The 17,899-nt window shown below is 68.6% G+C and carries 14 protein-coding genes and 1 pseudogene; 7 read left to right on the top strand and 8 right to left on the bottom strand.

The window, feature by feature from the left end:
- Positions 1-207: 207 nt before the first annotated feature.
- Positions 208-1,497, bottom strand: a complete 1,290-nt coding sequence (gene hpnI / locus C7411_RS36390; protein ID WP_243413475.1) for a bacteriohopanetetrol glucosamine biosynthesis glycosyltransferase HpnI — start codon at positions 1,495-1,497, stop codon at positions 208-210.
- Between the two features lie 699 nt (positions 1,498-2,196).
- Here hpnI and C7411_RS36385 point away from each other — a divergent pair.
- The gene (locus C7411_RS36385; protein WP_110388975.1) at positions 2,197-3,201 is read left to right on the top strand and encodes an LLM class flavin-dependent oxidoreductase; all 1,005 of its coding nucleotides are present in this window, start codon (positions 2,197-2,199) and stop codon (positions 3,199-3,201) included.
- A gap of 37 nt (positions 3,202-3,238) precedes the next feature.
- Here the strand turns inward: C7411_RS36385 and C7411_RS36380 are convergent, their stop codons facing one another.
- A complete protein-coding gene (locus C7411_RS36380) occupies positions 3,239-4,348 on the bottom strand; it encodes an alpha/beta fold hydrolase (protein WP_110388978.1) in 1,110 nt (369 codons plus the stop codon).
- A gap of 403 nt (positions 4,349-4,751) precedes the next feature.
- Here C7411_RS36380 and glgC point away from each other — a divergent pair, with 403 nt between their 5' ends.
- The 5 genes from glgC to C7411_RS36355 all read left to right on the top strand — a co-directional run bounded on the left by glgC (position 4,752) and on the right by C7411_RS36355 (position 10,638).
- Positions 4,752-6,017 (top strand): glucose-1-phosphate adenylyltransferase, encoded by a 1,266-nt coding sequence (gene glgC, locus C7411_RS36375; protein WP_110388974.1) that lies wholly within the window; start codon positions 4,752-4,754, stop codon positions 6,015-6,017.
- 134 nt (positions 6,018-6,151) lie between these two features.
- The gene (gene glgA, locus C7411_RS36370) at positions 6,152-7,642 is read left to right on the top strand and encodes a glycogen synthase GlgA (protein WP_110388973.1); all 1,491 of its coding nucleotides are present in this window, start codon (positions 6,152-6,154) and stop codon (positions 7,640-7,642) included.
- Positions 7,643-7,802: 160 nt separating this feature from the next.
- The gene (gene pdxY / locus C7411_RS36365) at positions 7,803-8,675 is read left to right on the top strand and encodes a pyridoxal kinase PdxY (protein ID WP_110388977.1); all 873 of its coding nucleotides are present in this window, start codon (positions 7,803-7,805) and stop codon (positions 8,673-8,675) included.
- 94 nt (positions 8,676-8,769) lie between these two features.
- Positions 8,770-9,231 (top strand): hypothetical protein, encoded by a 462-nt coding sequence (locus C7411_RS36360; RefSeq protein WP_110388972.1) that lies wholly within the window; start codon positions 8,770-8,772, stop codon positions 9,229-9,231.
- 174 nt (positions 9,232-9,405) lie between these two features.
- Positions 9,406-10,638, top strand: a complete 1,233-nt coding sequence (locus tag C7411_RS36355) for a branched-chain amino acid ABC transporter substrate-binding protein (protein WP_110388971.1) — start codon at positions 9,406-9,408, stop codon at positions 10,636-10,638.
- A gap of 7 nt (positions 10,639-10,645) precedes the next feature.
- Here the strand turns inward: C7411_RS36355 and C7411_RS36350 are convergent, their stop codons facing one another.
- The 3 genes from C7411_RS36350 to C7411_RS36340 form a co-directional block, all read right to left on the bottom strand.
- Positions 10,646-12,646, bottom strand: a complete 2,001-nt coding sequence (locus C7411_RS36350; RefSeq protein ID WP_110388970.1) for a DUF3857 domain-containing transglutaminase family protein — start codon at positions 12,644-12,646, stop codon at positions 10,646-10,648.
- Between the two features lie 7 nt (positions 12,647-12,653).
- Positions 12,654-13,643, bottom strand: coding sequence for a helix-turn-helix domain-containing protein (locus C7411_RS36345; RefSeq protein ID WP_110388969.1), 990 nt, complete (start codon positions 13,641-13,643; stop codon positions 12,654-12,656).
- 89 nt (positions 13,644-13,732) lie between these two features.
- On the bottom strand, positions 13,733-14,983 hold the full coding sequence (locus tag C7411_RS36340) for an aspartate aminotransferase type Ic (protein WP_373682778.1): 1,251 nt from the start codon (positions 14,981-14,983) through the stop codon (positions 13,733-13,735).
- Between the two features lie 139 nt (positions 14,984-15,122).
- Between C7411_RS36340 and C7411_RS36335 the strand changes: the two genes are divergently transcribed.
- The gene (locus C7411_RS36335; RefSeq protein WP_110388968.1) at positions 15,123-16,001 is read left to right on the top strand and encodes a LysR substrate-binding domain-containing protein; all 879 of its coding nucleotides are present in this window, start codon (positions 15,123-15,125) and stop codon (positions 15,999-16,001) included.
- Between the two features lie 27 nt (positions 16,002-16,028).
- Here the strand turns inward: C7411_RS36335 and C7411_RS36330 are convergent, their stop codons facing one another.
- The 3 genes and pseudogenes from C7411_RS36330 to C7411_RS36320 all read right to left on the bottom strand — a co-directional run.
- Positions 16,029-16,679 carry a hypothetical protein gene (locus tag C7411_RS36330; protein WP_110388967.1) on the bottom strand — a complete coding sequence of 217 codons (651 nt, stop codon included), beginning with the start codon at positions 16,677-16,679 and terminating at the stop codon, positions 16,029-16,031.
- Between the two features lie 263 nt (positions 16,680-16,942).
- Positions 16,943-17,638, bottom strand: coding sequence for a histidine utilization repressor (gene hutC / locus C7411_RS36325; protein ID WP_110388966.1), 696 nt, complete (start codon positions 17,636-17,638; stop codon positions 16,943-16,945).
- Between the two features lie 59 nt (positions 17,639-17,697).
- Positions 17,698-17,899, bottom strand: a pseudogene (locus C7411_RS36320) (histidine ammonia-lyase); the annotation flags it as partial.

Here is a 17,899-nt window from a genome sequence, read left to right as displayed (position 1 = left end):
CAGAACGAGCGGATCTCGCGCTTTGCCTGGTAGCGCGAGCCCGCGCCACCGTCGAAGCCGTCATACGACGGGGCCTGCAGAAACAGCGTTTTCATGCGATGAGTACTCCGGGTACCCGTACTGTGTCGGGTGATGATTGAGGTGACAATTCGGCAAAAAGCGCGATAAAAAAGCGCGGTATAAAGGCGCGATACAAAAGCGACGCGCTCAGCGAGCGTCCGATCCTTCGACGGCAGGCCGCTGCGCGCTCGCGGGCCTCGCCATGGCGGAGGGCGTTTCGGCCTCGGGATTGGCGACGCTCACACGCACGCCGCGCCAGATCACGTGCGAGCCGAACGCGGCGGAAAGCCACTGCAGAGCCAGCAGCACGTCGCGCAGCGGCACGAGCGGTAAATCGCGCCAGAACCCGCGCCAGCTTCCGCTCGCTCGCGCGTGCAGTATCAAACGCGCAATGATACCCGCCATCGTGGCCGTGGCGAGCGCCGCCAGCGCCGCGCGCGTCGTCGCGCACGCGCCGATGCCAGCGCCCGCCGCGAGCAGGCCGTAGAACAGCGCCCCCAGCACGAGCCACGGCGTGGCAAACGTAATGAACAGTGAAGCGAAGCCCGCCGGATTCACCGAGCGGATGGTGCGCAGCCAGCGCGTCTCGCGCAGCCAGAGCGAGCCGAAGGTCGGCTCGATCACGTCGGTGGCGACCACCACCGGCGCGAGCACTGTGGCGAGGCCGTGATCGCGCGCGTAGCGGGCGAGCAGATAGTCGTCGGCGAGGCAGTCCTTGAGTGCGGCGAAACCGCCGATGCGCTCGAGCGTCGCACGGGAAAGCGCGAGCGTCGCGCCAAAGCCGAACGCGCGCGAGCCCGTGGAATGCGCCACGCGCACCGAAGGCGCGAACCACTCGTTGATAAAGAGCGCGCCCACGCGGGGCCAGAAACCGCCGATGCTGCGGGCGCTGTAGAGGCAGGTCACGACACCCACGTCCGGGTCGGCGAGCGGCGCGGTGACGATCTCCAGATAGTCGGGCTCGACGGCGATATCGCTGTCGGCCACGACGATCGCGTCGTAGCGCGCGCGCGCCGCCAGATTGATGAGGTTGCTTACCTTGAGATTGCTGCCGTGCACGCGCGGGTCGATCACGAGCTCGATGTCGTGGCCGGGATACGCCGCCTGCAGCCGGCGCACCACAGCAATGGCCGGATCCGCCGGCGACGACACGCCGAACAGCAACTGAAAACGCGGATGCCGCTGCTCACAGAAGGTCGCGAGATTTTCGTAGAGGCGCGGCTCGGCGCCGCACAAGGGCTTGAGCACGCTCACGGGCTGCGGTTGCGCACGGCGCGCGCGGCGCGCAGCCTCGCGCACGAGCGCGGCCGAACCGAGGCGCGGCATCGTCAACGCGGCGACGAGACCGTAGAAAGCGGCCACGCCGCACAGCGCGACCACCACCCAGACGAGCACGGGCCAGGGCGCCGGCATGGCGAAAACCTGCGACACCGTCATGACGCGCAGCCTTGCCGGGTCATATGGGCCAAGCCGCGCTCGCCGCGGGCTGAGCGCACGGGGAGAAGCGCCTGCGGTGCCCCGAGCGGAATTCGCGTTTCACCACCTACCATTTCCCTGCCCTGAAAATTCCAGAAATAAGCCGCGCATCGTAGCTGCATTACGGATTCGAAGCTGGAAACCGGACAATGGATGCCGGTTTGCACGATGCAAGGCAATTGAACAACGAATGGAGATAAACCATCGTATGAAACCGCTGGACATGGTCGATCCCCGATTCGACGCCGAAAATTGTATCAGCAAGCTCAGTCAGTTGCTTCCGACGGACGCGCGAAAATGCGTTGCCAAGGTTGCAAAAGGGTAACTATTTCAGCGATTAAACAGCCGCCCTCCAGCGCTTTTCCGCCCTGAAAAAATTCGGTAAGCCTATAGAAATGATTCTTTAATATTTTGCATTGAAAGCCGCGCCCCTTGCGTTTAAACAACAGTAGTTCTCGTTAATATTCAAACCGATTGAGCGTGACGGCAATCCGGCGCATCGGAACCCACGCGGGCGGCATGGGTTCCAGAAGGCCGCCAGCACGATCGAAAGGGGTTTGGCACAATGGCCGCACCTTGCGACTGCCTTGCGGCCTCGCGTCGGGCAACCGGCGCACGGCACGCGCGTCGTGCTCTCCATACCCGGCCCCACGCTAGTCCATGACCCTCTTCTCCGTACTCGATCTCTCGCCCATCCCGGCGGGCTCCCATGCCGGCGCCGCGCTGCGCAACACGCTCGATCTCGCCCGGCACGCCGAGCGTCTCGGCTACCACCGCTTCTGGCTGGCCGAGCATCACAACATGACAGGTATCGCCAGCGCGGCGACTTCGGTGGTGATCGGCTACGTGGCGGGCGGCACGCAGACCATCCGCGTGGGCTCGGGCGGGATCATGCTGCCGAACCACGCGCCGCTCGTGATTGCCGAGCAGTTCGGCACGCTCGAAGCGCTCTACCCCGGCCGCATCGACCTCGGCCTCGGGCGCGCGCCCGGCACCGACCAGACCACGGCGCGCGCGCTGCGCCGCGACCTGCAGGGCAGCGCCGACAGCTTCCCCGACGACGTGGCCGAGCTGCAGCGCTATTTCGCCGCGCCCGTGGACGGCCAGCGCGTGCGCGCGGTGCCCGGCGCGGGCTTGAACGTACCGCTCTATATCCTCGGCTCGAGCCTCTACGGTGCACAGCTCGCAGCGGCGATGGGTCTGCCGTTCGCGTTCGCCTCGCACTTCGCGCCCGACCATCTGCTCACGGCGCTGCGTCTGTACCGCTCGCAGTTCCGTCCGTCGGCGGTGCTCGCGAGGCCGCATGCGATGGTCGGCGTGAACGTGTTCGGTGCGCCCACCAACGAAGAAGCGCGCTTTCTCTTCACCTCGCTGCAGCAGCAGTTCGTGAATCTGCGGCGCGGCACGCCGGGGCAGTTGCCGCCGCCGGTCGAGACTATCGCGGCGAACGAGTTCGAACTCGCCGGCGTGTCGCACTCGCTCGCCTGCTCCGTCGTGGGCGACGAGGCAACCGTGCGCGCGGGCCTCGCCTCGGTCATCGAGCAGACCGGCGCGGACGAGCTCATCATCACCGCGCAGATCTACGACCACGCGGCGCGCCTGCGTTCGTTCGAGATGGCGGCGCAAGCGCGCGAAGCGTTGAAGGAAGCCGCCGCGGGACGGTAAGCGCGCCCGTGGCTGCCCGCCACCTCGGAACGCGCCTTCAATGCGAGGCGTTCAGGGCGTCGAGGCCCTTGAGCAGAGCGGCATGAAATGCCTGCGGATCCTGCATCTGCGGCGCGTGCCCGAGATCGGCGAACTCCACGAGCGTCGCGTGAGGCATGGCGCGCTGCGCGGCTTTGGCTAGCACCGGATAGTGCCCGAGCTGCGCGCGCACCTCGGGCGGCGCGAGATCCTTGCCGATGGCGGTCGTGTCCTTGTCGCCGATGAGCAGCAGCGTCGGCATCGGCAACTGGCCGAGCTCGTAAATCACCGGCTGCGTGTAGATCATGTCGTAGAGCAGCGCGGAGTCCCACGCCACCTGCGCCTTGCCCGGCCCGCGATACATGCCCGCCAGCATCTGCACCCACGGCTCGTAGGCCGGCCGCCACTGGCCCGCGTAATAGGTGGCCTGCTCGTAGCGGCGAATGCCGTCGGCGTTCGTCTTGAGCTCGCGCGCGTACCAGTCGTCCACTGAAATCGACGGCACGCCCTTCGCCTTCCAGTCTTCGAGCCCGATCGGGTTCACGAGCACGAGCTGCTCCGTTTCGCGCGGAAACATGAGCGCGTAGCGCACCGCCAGCATGCCGCCCGTCGAATGGCCGACGATCGTCGCGTCATGTACGCCGAGCGCCGCGAGCAGCGCATGCGTGTTGCGCGCGAGCTGCTGGAAGCTGAACTGGTACGAGACGGGCTTGCTCGATTTGCAGAAGCCGATCTGGTCCGGCGCGATCACGCGATAGCCCGCGGCGTGCAACTCGCGGATGGTGGCGTCCCACGTCGCCGAGCAGAAGTTCTTGCCATGCAGCAGGACCACGGTGCGTCCGTTCGGTTTCGCGGGCTGCACGTCCATGTACGCCATATGCAGCGTTTGGCCCTGCGAAACGAACGCAAAGTCATGCACAGGATGCGGATACTCGAAGCCCTGCAGCTCGGGACCATACGCGGGGCCGTCGGGCGTCTCGTTCGCGGCTTGTGTCGACGACGCCGGCAACGGCGCGGCCCCGCTCGCCTCAGGGTCGGCAGCGAGAGCGACATGACAGAGCGCCGCCGCGCTCAGTGCGGCAACGACGGGAGCAAGACGGGCAAGCGAGGGGTTCAGGATGGCGCTCATCGAAGGCAGATCGGGCGAAAGATCGGACAGAAACCAGAACGGCGAATGGGCGCCGGTACAGCCTGCGATTCTAGCGGCCCCGCCCCGCTCATGTCCGCTCATGTTCGCTTTCTCGCCCCGCGGACGTGCGCGGCATGCCATTTGCGGCTCACCCACACCTCGCACGAATGCGGCGCGCATGTCCGGCCCAGGGCACGGGCAATTCGCGCTACGCTGCATTCGGTGCTAGAACAATCAATACAGGACGCACGAGACGTCCGCGACGCGGGAGACGCACGCGTGTTGCACCGCGGCACGCGCCGCATCAGGGACGCGGCAAGTACGCGAGAGAAACACCGCACCGGCCCGGGCACGACGAGGCGGGCCGCGGCGGCCGTACCGGGGGCACAACAAGGAGACGACCATGCAAACTCCGGCAAGCCTCAACGATCTGCAACGCACCACCCTCGCCATCGTGCTTGCTGGCGGCCGCGGCACACGCCTCGGGCCGCTCACCAACAAGCGCGTCAAGCCGGCCGTGTACTTCGGCGGCAAGTACCGCATCATCGATTTCGCCCTGTCGAACTGCCTGAATTCGGGCATCCGCCGCATCGCGGTCGTCACGCAATACAAGGCGCACTCGCTCTTGCGCCACCTGCAGCGCGGCTGGGGCTTCCTGCGCGGCGAGTTCAACGAATTCCTCGACCTGTGGCCCGCGCAGCAGCGCGTTGAAGGCGCCCACTGGTACCGCGGCACCGCCGACGCCGTGTACCAGAACCTCGACATCATCCGCTCGATCAGCCCGAAGTACGTGGTGGTGCTGGCCGGCGACCACATCTACAAGATGGACTACACGCGCATGATCGCCGACCATGCGGCAAGCGGCGCCGACTGCACGGTGGGCTGCATCGAGGTGCCGCGCCTCGAAGCGCGCGCGTTCGGCGTGATGGCCGTGGACGAGTCGCGCCGCGTGACCGGCTTCGTCGAAAAGCCCGACGACCCGCCCGCCATGCCCGGCCGCCCCGACATCGCGCTCGCGAGCATGGGCATCTACGTGTTCGACACGAACTACCTCGTCCATCTGCTCGAAGAGAACATCTCGCGCTCGGCCACCGACCACGACTTCGGCAAGGACATCATTCCGCGCGTGGTGAGCGACGGCCATGCGATCGCGCATCCGTTCAGCATGTCCTGCGTGTCGTCGGACCCGGCCGCCGAACCCTACTGGCGCGACGTGGGCACGGTCGACGCCTACTGGTCCGCCAACCTCGACCTCGCCTCGACCATCCCCGCGCTCGATCTCTACGACCGCAACTGGCCGATCTGGACCTACCAGGAACAGTTGCCGCCCGCCAAGTTCGTGCGCGACCTCAACGGCCTGCAGGGCTCGGGCACCAACCTGATCGTGTGCGGCGGCAGCGTGATCTCGGGTTCGCAGATTTCGCGCTCGGTGCTCTCGTCGAATGTCGTCGTGCGGTCGTTCTGCAACATCGCCGAGGCAGTCTTGTTGCCGGAGGTGACGGTGGGCACGAGTTGCCGGCTGCGCAAGGTCGTCGTGGACCGCGGCTGCACGATTCCCAACGGCACTGTGATCGGCGAAGACGCCACGCGCGACGCCGAGCGCTTTTATCGCACCGAGAGCGGCGTCGTGCTGGTCACGAGCGAGGCGCTGGCGAAGCTGCCAGGCTAGGGCCTGTTCACGCTAATTTCACGCTAATAACAGGCCCTGACCGTGCGCCGCGCGAAGCCGGTCCGCTGGAACCGGCCTGGCTCGAGCGCGCGCCAACCCGCAAGCAACCCGAACACCGAGAGGACTGACTCACGATGACCATTCGCGTCCTGCACGTAGCCAGCGAGCTGTATCCGCTCCTGAAGACCGGCGGCCTCGCCGACGTCACCGCCGCCCTGCCCGCCGCGCTGATCGAACAGGGCGCCGACGCCCGCCTGCTGCTGCCGGGCTTCGCGAGCGTGGCGGCGGGCCTCGAGGACCTGCGCCCCGTCGCGCGCCTCGGGCGCACTTTCGGCGCGCCCGAGGCGACGCTGGAACTCGGGCGTCTGCCCGGCAGCGAGCTGGCCGTCTACATGATCCGCGCCGACGCGTTCTACGCGCGTCCCGGCAACCCCTACCTCGACGCCGAACACGTGCCTTACGGCGACAACGCGCAGCGTTTCGCGCTGCTCGGCTGGACCGCCGCGCAGCTCGCGCTGCACCTCGATGCCGACTGGGCGCCCGCCATCGTGCAGGCGCACGACTGGCATGCGGGGCTCGCGCCGGCCTATCTGCGCGCGGCGGCACGCGAGCGCGGCACGAGCATGCCGCCCGGCGGCGCGCGCTCGGTCTTCACGGTTCACAACCTCGCTTACCAGGGCATCTTCCCCGCACAGCAGTTCGACTCGCTCGGCCTGCCGCGCGACTTCTTCGACATGCATGGGGTGGAGTTCTACGGCCAGCTTTCGTTTCTGAAAGCCGGCCTCTATTTCGCCGACAAGATCACGACGGTGAGCCCGACCTACGCGCGCGAGATTCAGACGGTCGCCCAGGGCGGCGGCCTCGAGGCGCTGCTGCGCGGACGCACGCACGACCTCGTCGGCATTCTCAATGGCGTGGACTACGCCGTCTGGAATCCGTCGAGCGACGCGGCCATCGCCACGCGCTATTCGGCCACACGGCAAAGCGGCAAGATGCGCTGCAAGGCCGCGCTGCAGACGCGCCTGAAGCTCGCGCAGAAGCACGACGCCCCGGTGTTCGGCGTGGTGAGCCGGCTCACCGAGCAAAAGGGCCTCGACCTGCTGCTCGCGGCGCTGCCCGAGATCGTCGCGCGCGGCGGGCAGCTCGTCGTGCTCGGCACCGGCGACGCCAGCCTCGAACAGGGCTACGCGCGCGCCGCGCACCAGCATCCCGAATCGGTGGCCGTGGAGCTGGGCTTCGACGAGACGCTCGCGCACGAGATCGTTGCGGGCGCCGACGTGATGATGGTCCCCTCGCGCTTCGAGCCGTGCGGTCTCACGCAGCTCTATGCGCTCGCTTATGGCGCGCTGCCGCTCGTGCACCGCGTGGGCGGACTCGCCGATACGGTGGTCGACGCCTCGCTGGAAAATCTCGCCGACGGTCTCGCCACCGGCTTCGTGTTCGAGCGCTTCGAGCCCGACGCGCTCACGGCCGCGATCCGCCGCGCCTTCGCACTCTATGGACGCAGCCGCGACTGGCGCGAGACGCGCACGCGTGCGATGCAGCAGGACTTCGGCTGGGCGGCGTCGGCGCAACGCTACATGGCGCTCTATCGCGAGCTGGCCGGTCAAAGCGTCGTGGCTTAAGCTTGCCCAGGCGAATTCCAGGCGGTGGAAGCCGGCGCGCGCGCAACTCCGCGCCCACGCGTCCATCGACCAGGCGCAGCGAATTCGGTTATCGTTGCTGCACCTGCGCAAAGGCGCGCTGCTCGAAGCGCCGCAAGCCATAACGAAATCTGGACCGGCCATGAAAAACGTTTTGAGTATCCAGTCGCACGTCGTGTTCGGTCACGCGGGCAACAGCGCCGCGGTGTTTCCCATGCGCCGCCTCGGCGTGAATGTCTGGCCGCTCAACACGGTGCAGTTCTCGAATCACACGCAATATGGCCACTGGACCGGCGCCACCGTCGGCTCGGACGAGATCGTGGATCTCGTCGAAGGCATTGGCGCGATCGGCGTGCTGCCGCGCTGCGATGCCGTGCTGTCCGGCTATCTCGGCGCCCCCGAGCAGGCCCAGGCCGTGATCGACGTGGTGCGCGCCGTGAAGGCCGCCAATCCCCAGGCGCGCTATTTTTGCGACCCGGTGATGGGCACGCCGGGCGCCGGGGACGGCTGCCGCGTCGAGCCCGGCATCCAGGCGTTCCTCGTGCGCAACATGCCCGAGGTCGCCGACGCGATGATACCCAACCACACCGAGCTGCAACGACTCGTGGGCCGCGAGATCGAGACTGCGGAAGAAGCCGTGCTCGCGTGCCGCGAACTGTTGCGCCGCGGCCCGAAGCTAGTCCTCGTCAAGCATCTGCTCGACCGCAACAGCCCTGCCGACCGCTTCAACATGCTCGTCGTGACCGAGCATGAAGCGTGGCTCGGCCAGCGCCCGCTCTACCCGTTCGCGCGCCAGCCGGTGGGCGTGGGCGACGTGACGAGCGCGGTGTTCGTCGCGCGCCTGATGCTCGGCGACTCGCTGCGCCGCGCGTTCGAACACACGCTCGCGGCCGTGAACGCCGTGGTGAAGGCGACATACGACGCCGGCCGTTACGAGCTGGAAATCGTCGCGGCGCAGGACCAGATCGCGCGCCCGCGGGAATGGTTCGACGCCTGGGCGGCGGACGCCGCCTAGACCAGGCAGGGGCGCGCGCGGCCTATAATGCCGTCCGCATGACTCGCGGCGGCAAAACACGGCCGCGGCGCCCACCGTCCTTAGAGAATGACCGATGTCCGATTCAATCCGCAGCGAACAGGAAGAGTATTTCGAGCAGCTATGCCTCGCCGTCGACGCCGGTGAGACCCACGAGCAGGAAGCCATCGAATACTTCGAGCAACAGAGTCACGAAAGCGGCTTCGACGCCGCCGTGTGGCTCGACATCGCGCTGTACCATGCGCCCGATGTCGCGCGCGGCATCATCGACTTCGTCGACGAGAGCGACCGCGAACGCAGCGACATCGCCCAGACCATTGCCGACACGCTCGACATCTCGTACGGCGACGACGAATGCGAACGCTTCGAAGCGACGATTCGCTTCGCGCTCGCCAACGGCATTCCCGTCGATCTCGACGTGGTGCTCGACGGCTGCAACCGCGCGCTCGACGACCTCGAAGGCTGGGCGAGCGCCGACACCATGGCGCCGCTCGGGCGGCTGCGCGACGCGCTCTTCGAGCTGCAAAGAGGCGAGTAGCCCACCCACGCCTGGCCGCCGCACAGCACGTCCCGGCACGCCTCAGCCGCAAACCGCAAGACGCAAGACCCGAAGACGAAACGCCCCGCATCCGCGCCACGCCGGCACGCGACGCGGCGTACCCGGACAAAACGCACACAAGAACACCGCGCCGCTGTCGCGCAAGGAGTCACGATGAGTCTCGCCGCCACGCCCAGAACCGATGGCGCCTGCGCATTGGCCGCGCCGCGCCGTGCGTGGCGCCAGCGCCTCGCGTCCGGCAAGCTTGCGGCTGGGCTCCTGATCGGCGCGCTGGCCGCCGTCTCGACGCTCGGCGCAAGCCACAGCGCACTCGCCGCCGGCCCGCTCGACGTGCGCATCGGCTTCGTCTCGCCGCTTTCGGGCGACTACGCCAATTACGGCCGCGATCTGCAAAACGGCGTGCAGCTCGCGCTCGACGAAGCGAACGCGCAAAACCTCAAGATCGGCGAACAGACGGCGCACTTCGAACTCGTGCCCATCGACGACCGCAGCGACCCGCGCCTCGGTGTCCAGGCCGCCGCGACGCTGGCGAATCAGGGGGTCAACGCCGTGGTCGGCCACTTCAATTCGGGCTCGGCCATTCCGGCCTCGCGCGTCTACGAGAGCGCCGGCATTCCGATGATCAGCCCCGCCGCCACCAACCCCGTCATCACGTCGCAAGGCTTCGCCAATACCTTCATGGTGATTGCAAACGACGCGCAGAACGCAGGCATCGCCGGCGCGTGGGCCGTGGACGTGATGAAGGCCAAACGCGTGGCCATCATCGACGACCGCACCGCCTTCGGTCAGGGCGAAGCCGACGTCTTCGAGCGCGCGGTGCGCGAGCATGGCGGCAACGTGGTCGCGCGCGAATTCGCGGAAAGCGTCGCGAGCGACTTCGGTCCGCAGCTTGCGAAAATCAAGGCCGCCGACGCCGATCTGCTCTACTTCGGCGGCCTCGCGCACCAGGGCGCGGCGCTCGCGAAGCAGATGAAGACGCGCAGCATGAACGCGCAGTTCGTGGGCGGCGGCGGCGTGGCGAACACCGACTTCACCCAGGGCGCGGGCGCAGCCGCCGAAGGCGCGATGGCCTGGGAGTACGGCCGCCCGCTCGCGCAACTGCCGGAGGGCCCGCGTTTCGAGCAGGCCTATAAAGCCCGCTTCGGCACGGACGTGCTCGCTTACGCGCCGTTCGGCTACGACGCGGCGTGGGCCGCGATTCACGCGATGGTCAACGCAAAATCGGCGAACCCCGAGGTCTACCGCAGCGCGCTCAAGGCGCTCGCCTTCGACGGCGTGACGGGCCGCATCGCCTTCGAGCCGGACGGCTCGCGCAAGAACGGCGCCTCCACGCTCTGGCAGGTCAAGAAAGGCATGTGGGTGCCGGTAACGACGCGCGGCGGCTGAGCGCCGCTCACGGTTGCTGCGGCGCGCTCGCCGCGCGCACGACGATCTGCGCGTGCGTGTCGCGCTCGATGCTCACGAGCGCGTCGCGCATCTGCGCGAATTCGTCGGCCGTGCACATCTGGTGGCCAAAATGCGCCGTTAGCCGCCGCTCGATCTGCAGCGTGCGCGAGCGCGCGTCGAATACATAGTGCGACGTGTAGTCGAGAAACGCGTCGCTCACTTGTGTGTCTTGCGGCACGTCGGTCACGCGCGCGAACGCGGGCAGCACGATCTGCGCGCTCTCCGTGAACGCCCCGCCGATGCACGCCCAAGGCTGCGTGCGGCGCGGCTGTGCAAGCCAGCTGTCGATCTGCGTGGCAATGCCGCCCGTGAAGCTGCTCGTGGCGGCAATGGCGGTCGCGCCGTCGCGCCAGACCACGTGATCGAGCGTGCCCGCCATCGTCACCGAAAACGGTCCATCGGTTGCCTGGGTCGTGCTCGTGCTCACGTGCGCGGTGCCGGCGAGTCCGGTGAGCCGCAGGCGCTGCGCCGCGAGTTGCCGGGCCTGCGCGTGCGTCGCGCGGCGAAACGTGTTGCGCTCGGGCTCCGCGCCCGCGCCTTCGTCTTCCACGTAGTAGCGGTAGGCCGCGTCGCCGCTCGCGTCCACGTCGAGCGCGAGGCGTGCCGTGCGCTCGCGCCGCCCGGTCGCGGGCGTTCGCGAGAGCACGCCGTCGTCGACGAGCAGCACGGGCCGGTCCATCGCGCCCGGCGGCAGGTAGCCGAACGCGTAACCGCCCGACGAGGTGTCCGCATAGACGCCAAGGTCGGGCAGCCACGCGATCGCATGGTTGATCGCATGCGCGCCATAGCCCGGCACATCGGGCAGCGTATAGACGGGGCCGAGATTGAGCAGCACGGGCTCGGCGCGTAGGCCCACCGCCGCGAGCAGCGCGCTGAAGAGCGCCACGTGGTCCTTGCAGTCGCCGTAGCGGTTGCGCAGGATGTCGGTCGAGCGATGCGGCACCGCCGCGGTCTCGCCAAGAAAGAGCGCGACATAGCGGATATTGAAGCGCATCCAGTCGTAAATGCGGCGCGCCTTGTCGCGCGGGTCGGTCACGCCCGCCGTGAGCGCCTGCGCAAGCGCTGCGATGGCCGGATCGGTCGAGGTGGGATCGGCGGCGGCTTCGCGGTAACGCGCGGCGAACGCGGCGAAGTCGGGCTCCGTCGACACCATCAGCCGGTCGCCCCAGTTCACGTAGGCCACCGCCCCCGCCTCGAGCGGCGCATAGGGGCCGTGCCGGTAGTCGAACGCGTAGCGGGTACGGCCGTTCGCCGTCTCGGGGGCGAGCGCCGTGTAGCCGCGCGCGTCGGCGTGGAGCGGCACGTTCGCGGGCAAATCGAAGATCAGACGCTGAACCTCGACGGGTTCGCCGGTCGGCTCGACGAAGTACGAGAACGTGCCTGCTTCGAGCGCCTTCGCGCGGCGTTTGGCGAAATGCAGATGCACGCGCGATCCGGCCTGGACGCCCGGAAAGATCACCGTGCGCAGCACGCCGTCCTCGAACGTGGGCGCGCCCGCCGAGCGCGGCTCCTGCACGTCGCGAATGCCGCTCGCGCCGACCGCGTGCGCACTGCCGTCCGGGTCGATGGTTTCGGCCGAGAGTTGCGTGATCGTTTCGATATCCTTATTGAACCAGACGTAGCGCTGGGCGATCTCGTCCACGCCGGCGGCGGTGTTGGCCCGCAGCACGGTGTCGTCGTCCTCGACGACCGAGCCGTCCTGCTGCACGACGAACAGATGCACGTCGCGCTCGAGCGTGTACGGCGGGATGTCGGTTTGCGCGGCGCTATCGGCGGTCTCGACGCGCGCGGCGCTGTCGGGGCTTCGATCGCTCGCCTCGGCGCGGGCAGGGCTGCTCGCGATGGTCAGGATCAACGCTACGATCAACGTCAGGTTCAACGCCAGGATCGACGCAAGGCACGGCGCGACGCACCGGGCGGCGCGCACGATCCCCTCGCCTCGCGTCATGGGCGCCTCAGGCGTGCGCCGCCGCAAGCGCTGCGTTCGGCCACGACGTCTGCGCGAGATGGCGCTCGCGCTGCGCGGCACGCCATGCGCGGGGACTCGCGCCGAACTCCGCGCGAAACGCCGCGTTGAAGTTCGACAGATCGTTGAAGCCGCTCGCGAGCGCAACGTCGACGATCTTCGCTTCGTCGTCGGCGGCAAGACGCAGTGCGGCGGCACGCAACCGCGAGCGCAGCAGATATTGATGCGGGGTCACGCCGGCAAGCGCCGAGAAGGTGCGCAGAAAATAGAACTCGCTCACGCCCGCCGCGCTCGCGAGGCTGGCGAGCGTATGCGCATCGTCGGGCGTTTCGTCGATCAGGCGCAGCGTCGCGACCACGCGGGCAGCCGCGGCGGCGCCCGGCGTGGCAGGCGTCGCCGCGTCCTTGCCGCGCGCGACCACACGCAAGGTCGCGAGCGCCAGTTCCAGTGCGATTTCATCCCAGGCGGCGGCGCCCAGGCCGGGCGCGTGACGCCGCCGCTCCTGCGCGAGCACATCGGCGCAAGCATGCGCCACGAGCGGCGCGAGCGCGCGCACCGGCGGCACCCGGGCGGCCCGCCAGCGGCGCGCGCCGGGCGCGAGGCCCGCGGCTGCGGCCTGCTCGTCGAGCCAGGCGGGCTCGTAGTGGAACGAGACGCAGCGGTCGCCCGCCGCGTGGCGGTGGCCGCATTCGAAACAGGCGCCGGTTTCCCCGAGCATGAGTGCGCCGGGCATCATCAGCGCGCGCGCGTTGCCGCTGCGGTAGCCGAACACGCCGGCCGCCACGATGGCGAGACACGCGCTCGTGTGGCGCTCCTCGTAGGGCCGGTCGCCGGGTCCAAGCGTGCAGACGACATCGTCGACCGACCAGCCGGCGCCCGCCGCGAGCGGGCGCGCCGTTGGCGCGCGGCCGCCATCGGCGCGGCCTTCGCGCGCGCGCTCGGCGAGCGCGCGTTGCAGTGAAACGGCGAGACCTTGCACGGCAACCTCGCAGGAAGTTGGCTACGTTGGCGGGCTACGTCTGCCGTTGTAGCACATCGACGCGAGCGCCGCCGAACCGGCCCTGGCCGCTATCCCCGCCGCTCCTCGATGGTGCGCAGCAGCGACAGCGCGATGCCCTCGGCGGCAAGGCGCACCTCGTCGAGCGCCGGAAACGACGGCGCTATCCGCAAATGGCTGTCGTGTGGATCGACGCCATACGGGAACGCGGCGCCCGCGGGCGTGAGGACGAGTCCCGCCGCTGCCGCAAGTTCGACGGTGCGGCGCGCGCAGCCCTCGGGCGCATAAAGGCTGATGAAATAGCCGCCGCGCGGCACGTTCCAGCTCACGCCGTGCACGCCGGCGAGGCGCGCGCGGAACACCTCGTCGACCGCATCGAACTTCGGCTTGAGCAGCGCGCGATGGCGCGCCATCAGCCCGGTAAGCGTCGCGCGGTCGCGCAGAAAGCGCACGTGGCGCAACTGGTTGAGCTTGTCCGGCCCGATGGTGCGCACGGCCGAGTGCTTCTGCCACCAGGCCACGTTGCGCGGCGCGGCGGCGAGCCACGCGAGCGCGCCGCCGCCGAACGTCACCTTCGACAGCGATGCGAACATCAGCGCGCGCCCGGCGTGGCCCGCCGCCGCACAGGCTGCGAATACGTCGAGCGTCGTGTGCGCTTCGTCGCTCAGGTGGTGGAAACGGTAGGCGTCGTCCCAGAAGAGCCTGAAGTCGGGCGCGGCGGGCATGGCCGCGAGGCGCCGGATCACCTCGTCGGACCAGATCGCGCCCGTCGGGTTGCTGTAGAGCGGCACGCACCACATGCCCTTGATCGACGCATCGCCGCGCACGAGCGCTTCCACGCGGTCCATGTCGGGGCCGTCCTCGCGCATCGGCACGGCGATCATGCGCACGCCGAGCGCCTCGCAGATCGCGAAGTGGCGGTCGTAGCCCGGCACCGGACACAGGAATGCGATCTCGCCTTGCGCCCGCCACGGCGCGCCGACGTCCGCGCCCTCGCCCACCGGCACGCCGTGCAGCAGCGCGAAAGTCAGCGCGTCGTGCATCAATTCGAGGCTCGAATTGCCCGCCGCGATCACCTGTGCGGCCGGCACGCCGAGCAACCCGGCGCCCAGCTCGCGCGCCTCGGGCAGGCCGCCCGGCAGGCCGTAGTTGCGGCAATCGAAGCCATCGCGCGCCAGATAGCCCGCCCGGGCGGCTTCGTCGATGAGCGCCTGCGAGAGATCGAGCTGTTCGGGCGAAGGCTTGCCGCGCGACATGTCGAGCCGCAGGTTCAGTTGCTGGAATCGTTCGTAGGTCAAATCGACGGGCGGCGACATCAACATGGGTTTCTCCGGGAGCGAATCACTGCGTGAAGGGTCGATACGGGGTCGGTACGGGGTCGGTACGGCCCCAGTATCGACGCGTCGCCGCGTTCAGACAAACGCGTTATATTGAAGCCTTCGATCAATTTTTCTTATACCGATGAAGACCCTCGACCTCGACGTGCTCGCCATGGTGGTGGCCGTCGCCGACGCCGGCAGCTTCGTGCGCGGCGCCGCGCTCGTGCACCGCTCGCAGGCCGCGCTCAGCATGCAGATTCGCGCGCTCGAGGCATCCATCGGCAAGCCGCTCTTCATCCGCGCGCCGCGCAGCGTCACGCCCACGCCGGACGGTCAGACGCTCATCGCCTACGCGCGGCGCATGCTCGCGTTGCGCGACGAAGCGTGGGCCTCGCTCGCGCACCCGGAAGTGACGGGGCGCGTGTCGATCGGCGTGCCCGACGACTACGCGTCCTCACTCATGCCGCCGGTGCTGCGCAAGTTCTCGGCGAACTGGCCGAAGGTGGAGATCCAGGTGATCGGGCTGCCGAGCAGCGCGCTCCTGCCGCTGCTGAAGGACAACAAGATCGACCTCGCCTGCATCACGCGTACGCGAGGCCTCGCGGGCGAGTTCATCCGCTTCGAGCCGATGGTGTGGGCCGCGCCCCCCGCGGCGGTGAGCGCAGCGAGCGGGCGTGAGATCTGGCGCGAGCGGCCGCTGCCGGTCGCCCTCTTCGGCGGCGGCAGCGTCGCGCACACGAACGCGATCCAGGCGCTGGAGCGCGCGAGGATCGCCTATCGCACATCGTATGAAAGCCCGAGCCTGATGGGCCTGTGCAGCATGGTGGCCGCGGGTCTCGCCATCGCGCCGCTCGCGCGCTGCGCGGTGCCCGAAACGTTCGTCACGCTCGGCCGCCAGCACGGCCTCCCGGTACTGCCCGAACTGGAAGTGGTGCTCGCGCGCAGCGCGCGCTCGAACCGTCCGCCGTGCGACTTTCTCGCTGAGCAGATCCTCACGGAGCTGCGCGTCCAGGAGCGATGATCTCGCGACGACGATTCGGGCAACGAATCAGTCGTCGCCGAGCCGCGAAAGCAGCGCGTAGAGACGCGAAACATGCCGCAGCAGCATTTCGCGATGCTTCTCGATCTGCTCGAGGCGGCCTTCGAGATCGGCGCGCACGCGCTCGTCGGGGTCGGCGTAGTTGATCACGTCTTCGATGCGCGAGCGCAGCACCGCGGGCTCGACCGGCGGCACGCTCAGGTAGCGCTCGAGCTTGCGCACGTCCTGCGCGGCGAGATCGCGGATCTTGCGCGTGCCCGCGAGACGCCGGTGCGCCTCGGGCGCAGCCGTCACTTCCTCGCGCTTCGCGCCCTGGCCGAAGATCGGCTCGACGCGCAGCACAGGCGCCTTGCGCACCGGGTGCGCAGTGCCGCGAAAGCGCGCGCGCGGCGTCTCGCTCGCGATCGCTTCGCGCGTCTCGTCGGGCACGTCGGCGCTATCGTGCTTCACGTCCATCCAGCCCTCGGGCAGGCCCGTGACGGCCTCCACGCCGCGCACGAACTCCGCGCTGAAGTCGCGCTGGCCCGACACGATCAGCTTCATGTAGCTCGCGGAAAACGTCATCATGCGCGCGAGCCGGGTGGCCGACCCGACCTCGCGCGTGAGCAGCGCCAGATTGGCCCGCCACATCGGCATGAGCGTGGCGTTGGCATCGTCCATTGCGGAGCTCCTCCTTCGTTCGCGTCATCTGCCAATGATACGGGCTGCGGCGCACCCTGCGCGCTTTCCCGGGCCGTCCGGCCCCGTCCGCGCGCCGCAATTGGAAATTCGGTCCGCAATCCATAAAGGCAGCAAGACGCATGCCGACGACCGCCGGCCACGCACAGGGATAAGACTGAGGAAAGGGTGACGAGCGACACCGGGGGATCTGGAGGGTCCCAACTGCGCGGCCCGACCTGCGCGGCCCGACCTGCGCGGCCCCCTCAAAAATGCCCGGTAAAGCGGTAGCGGCTGCCCGGATGCCAGAGATTGGCCACCGATGCGACGAGCCCGCGCGAGCGCGTGCGCCGGTGCAGCACGAGACACGGCTCGGCCTCGCCCATGGCGAGGTGCGCGCGCGTCTGCGCCTCGGGGGCGAGCGCCTCGATGCGGTACTCCACGCCCTGCAGCGGCGCGACATGCACGAGGTACTGATTCGGCGTGATGTGCGTGAAATCCTGCGCTGCGTAATCGGGCGCGACGGCGGGATTGACCCAGCGCTCTTCGAGCTGCACGGGCTCGTCGTTCTCGAAGTGGAGCACGCGCGAGGTGAACACCTTGTCGTTCGCCGCGAGCCCCATTTCGACGGCAAGCGCCTCATCGGCGGGATACACGCCGATCTCGAGCACCTCGGCGCGGTAACGGTGCCCGCGCGCGAGGATTTCGTCGGAGATGCTGCGAATGGCGACGAGCGTCGATTCGTACTTGGGCCGCGCGACGAAGGTGCCCGCGCCCTGCACGCGCGTGAGCACCTGTTCCGCGGTGAGTTCGCGCAACGCCCGGTTCACGGTCATGCGCGCGACCTTGAACTCGCGCGCCAGTTCGTTCTCCGAAGGCACCTGGTCGCCCTCGCTCCACTCGCCGGCGTGAATGCGCGCGAGGACGAAGTCCTTGATGCCCTGGTATGCGGGAGCGTTCATCGCGTTGGCCCGTGCCTTGGCTTGGCGTCTGCTTGCGCGTGATTGTGCGTGATTGTGCGTTACTGCGCCTCGGACTCGAACGCAAACGGGCTGTGCGAAGCGATCACACCATTCTGCACGAGACGCGTAATCGCTTCGATATCCGGCGCGAAGTAGCGGTCGAGGCCGTAGTGCGGCACCTCGGCGCGCACCGACTGCATCACGTGCGCGAGCGCCGGGCTCGTGTGGTGCGGCGCGCGCAGATCCACGCCCTGGGCGGCC

The sequence above is a fragment of the Paraburkholderia silvatlantica genome (assembly GCF_003096715.1).
Classification (GTDB): Bacteria; Pseudomonadota; Gammaproteobacteria; order Burkholderiales; family Burkholderiaceae; genus Paraburkholderia; species Paraburkholderia silvatlantica.
The sequence above is the reverse complement of the archived record's forward strand: the minus strand, read 5'-3'. Positions and strand labels throughout refer to the sequence as shown.

Coding starts and splice junctions, on each gene's coding strand:
- glgC (WP_110388974.1), top strand. CDS start 4,752: ATGCAAACTCCGGCAAGCCTCAACGATCTGCAACGCACCACCCTCGCC.
- glgA (WP_110388973.1), top strand. CDS start 6,152: ATGACCATTCGCGTCCTGCACGTAGCCAGCGAGCTGTATCCGCTCCTG.
- C7411_RS36380 (WP_110388978.1), bottom strand. CDS start 4,348: ATGAGCGCCATCCTGAACCCCTCGCTTGCCCGTCTTGCTCCCGTCGTT.
- C7411_RS36360 (WP_110388972.1), top strand. CDS start 8,770: ATGTCCGATTCAATCCGCAGCGAACAGGAAGAGTATTTCGAGCAGCTA.
- hutC (WP_110388966.1), bottom strand. CDS start 17,638: ATGAACGCTCCCGCATACCAGGGCATCAAGGACTTCGTCCTCGCGCGC.
- C7411_RS36340 (WP_373682778.1), bottom strand. CDS start 14,983: ATGTTGATGTCGCCGCCCGTCGATTTGACCTACGAACGATTCCAGCAA.
- pdxY (WP_110388977.1), top strand. CDS start 7,803: ATGAAAAACGTTTTGAGTATCCAGTCGCACGTCGTGTTCGGTCACGCG.
- C7411_RS36350 (WP_110388970.1), bottom strand. CDS start 12,646: ATGACGCGAGGCGAGGGGATCGTGCGCGCCGCCCGGTGCGTCGCGCCG.
- C7411_RS36335 (WP_110388968.1), top strand. CDS start 15,123: ATGAAGACCCTCGACCTCGACGTGCTCGCCATGGTGGTGGCCGTCGCC.
- C7411_RS36330 (WP_110388967.1), bottom strand. CDS start 16,679: ATGGACGATGCCAACGCCACGCTCATGCCGATGTGGCGGGCCAATCTG.
- C7411_RS36355 (WP_110388971.1), top strand. CDS start 9,406: ATGAGTCTCGCCGCCACGCCCAGAACCGATGGCGCCTGCGCATTGGCC.
- C7411_RS36385 (WP_110388975.1), top strand. CDS start 2,197: ATGACCCTCTTCTCCGTACTCGATCTCTCGCCCATCCCGGCGGGCTCC.
- hpnI (WP_243413475.1), bottom strand. CDS start 1,497: ATGACGGTGTCGCAGGTTTTCGCCATGCCGGCGCCCTGGCCCGTGCTC.